3 protein-coding genes are annotated in these 2,405 nt (G+C 61.1%); all 3 read left to right on the top strand.

What is annotated here, in order from left to right:
- Nucleotides 1-235 (top strand): IS30 family transposase (locus AC1DVA_RS27635; RefSeq protein ID WP_476806525.1); only part of this gene is annotated, 235 nt, incomplete at its 5' end.
- 318 nt (nt 236-553) lie between these two features.
- Entirely contained in the window at nt 554-1,042 is a 489-nt protein-coding gene (locus tag AC1DVA_RS27630; protein ID WP_476808019.1) for a peptidase associated/transthyretin-like domain-containing protein, read from the top strand.
- A 16-nt stretch (nt 1,043-1,058) separates the two neighbouring features.
- Nucleotides 1,059-1,688: a ferric reductase-like transmembrane domain-containing protein gene (locus AC1DVA_RS27625; RefSeq protein WP_476808018.1), complete on the top strand. Its 630-nt coding sequence runs from the start codon at nt 1,059-1,061 to the stop codon at nt 1,686-1,688.
- The last annotated feature ends 717 nt before the right edge of the window (nt 1,689-2,405 follow it).

The following is a 2,405-nucleotide window of genomic DNA, read 5'->3' as shown; positions in this document are numbered from 1 at the left end:
CGCTTCGAACGTCGAGGTCTACTTCTGCGATCCCAGGTCACCCTGGCAACGTGGCTCGAACGAGAACACCAACCGGCTCCTGCGCCAGTATCTTCCCCACGGAACCGACCTGTCCCTGCAAAGCCAGGCCCAGCTCAGCGCCATCGCCCGTCAGCTCAACGAACGGCCCAGAAAGACCTTGCTCTATCAAACCCCAGCCGAGAGGTTCGCCGAGTGTGTTGCGGCGATCAGTTGAGCCCGCCACCCAAAGCGGTCATTCGCCCMCCGTTGGGGCGGCGATCGAAATTGGCCCCTAGCCGACGTATGGAACGTCTGCTTCGGGGCAGCTGCCGAGGCTAGCAATCGGGGAGCCGAGGGTGGCCCAAAGCCGACTCGTCGACGGTCCGCTCCCAGGTCGTTCGACAAGAGCTGGCCTGACGCTGCCCCCCAGTGTCGCAACGCGTTTAGTTGATCGCCCAGAGTTGTTCGCAAACCGGTTGCAAATGCGCTATCCTTAGTCGGTCTTGTCACCACCGTCGGCGGATCAACTGCGGGTCCGCGAGGAGAGGTTCGCATGACCACTATCCTGGTATGCCGTCGCACCCTCATCGCGGCCGGCGGATCCATCCTGGCGACCGGCCTTTCCGGGCTCCTGTCGCCCGCCCGCGCTGATGGCCTCGCACCTACGCAATCGATGTCGGGAGGGGCTAACAACTATCGCAAAGGGGCGCCGATCGTGGATCGGATCGGCAAGGGCGGCTTCTGGATGAGCGGTACCGTTCGCCGCGCAGGCGACGGGGTTCCGCTTGCCGGGCAGCGCATACAGATCTGGGCGCATACGACCGAAGGCCAGGAGCACGAACCGCAAAGTCATGGCGCCACGCTTACCGATAAGAACGGCGCGTTCCGTCTCGATATGCCTCAGATTGTTCCGGTTTTTGGCCAACCGCATGGCCACCTCACCTATGACAGCGGCGAGTTTCAGACTGTGTTTCTGCGCCCGGTGATGCGAAGCGCAAAGGATAAGAGCCTCGAGGCGCACTTCATCCTTCAGCCGGTCTGATCGGACTCGGCAAAGGATGAGAGCTGCCCGGGCGACCTTGATCTGGGCAGCCCTTATGACAGCCATCTGCGCGCCAATCGCCTTCGCGGCGGCGAGTCCTCTGCATGCGTGGCGCGGTTGGGTCTACATAATTGCCGGATTTGCAGGGATCCTCGCGCTAGCTCTGGTTCTCCTTCAACCGCTGCTGATCGGCGGCTACCTGCCAGGACTCTCGGGTTATCGGGGACGGCGCGCCCATCACTGGATCGGAGGAGTGCTTGCCCTGGCGGTTGCGACGCATGTCGGTGGGCTTTGGATCAGCAGCCCGCCCGACATGATCGACGCCCTTCTGTTCTCATCGCCAACCCCCTTCTCCCCTTGGGGAGTGATCGCCATGTGGGCGATCTTCGCTGTTACGATTCTGGCCGCGCTCCGCCAGAAAGTGGGACTGTCGCCGCGAACGTGGCGCCTCGCTCATATGGTCCTCGCAGTCATCATTGTCGTAGGCGTCGTCGTCCATAGCCTGCTGATCGAGGGGACGATGGAGACGATGTCGAAGGCAACCCTGTGCGTACTCGCCCTCGCGGCGGCCATAAAGGTCATGATTGACCGGCGTGTTTGGAGAAGGCGAGCAACCTCTCGCGGAGGCGATCTTCCGCAAAGATAGTTCATCGGTAGGCGAGCGCCGCTATGTTCGCCGCGCGCTCCTTAACTTCTCTTGCCTCGGCAACGATTCCCAATCCCTCGAAAGCTGCCCGCTTCCATCGGCGCCCGCAGAGGTAATCACCCGTGACGTAGCCGGCGACGAACACGCAGACACACAAGCTGACCATCATTTGCGAAGCCCTTTGAACCCCGGATCGAGAAGCCGAGAGCGCTAGGCATCGTCGTTAGGCTTGGGCTCGCTTGGCACGCGACGCGTCGATTACCCACCCAAAATGTGAAGCGGAGCTTTCGGCGGTCGTCGAAAGCTTGCTCCATCTCTCACTCACGAGAGAAAACGCAGGCAGTGTGGCCTGCTGCCAGTTTCGTGGAGAGGCGTTTAGGCTAATTCCACCTTCTCTGCGAATTGAGCGGGCTGATGTGGCCGATGGTCAAATGCCTGCGAACAGCGCTGTAGAACCGCTCAATATGATCGAACGCATCGGCAGAGCATCGACGCGTGTCCGGTAACTCCGGTTTGCGAAGCAAGTCGTTATCCTGAACCGGCTGAAACCGGACTGGGTTCATGGCCTAAAACAATCCTTAGGGTCACGTTTAGGCTCCGGGCGTTTCGGCATCGCGGCTGCGGACTCGGTGATGAAGCCTCATTGGTAGCAGTGGGCCGATCGGCGCCGACGCTCCCTTTTCATCAGTTATGAACCGCTTCTGGTTAGCGTATCGC

This window comes from Allobosea sp. P4_C6 (genome assembly GCF_056402015.1).
This window is presented reverse-complemented; position numbering and strand designations above follow the sequence as displayed.

Coding starts and splice junctions, on each gene's coding strand:
- AC1DVA_RS27630 (WP_476808019.1), top strand. CDS start 554: ATGACCACTATCCTGGTATGCCGTCGCACCCTCATCGCGGCCGGCGGA.
- AC1DVA_RS27625 (WP_476808018.1), top strand. CDS start 1,059: ATGAGAGCTGCCCGGGCGACCTTGATCTGGGCAGCCCTTATGACAGCC.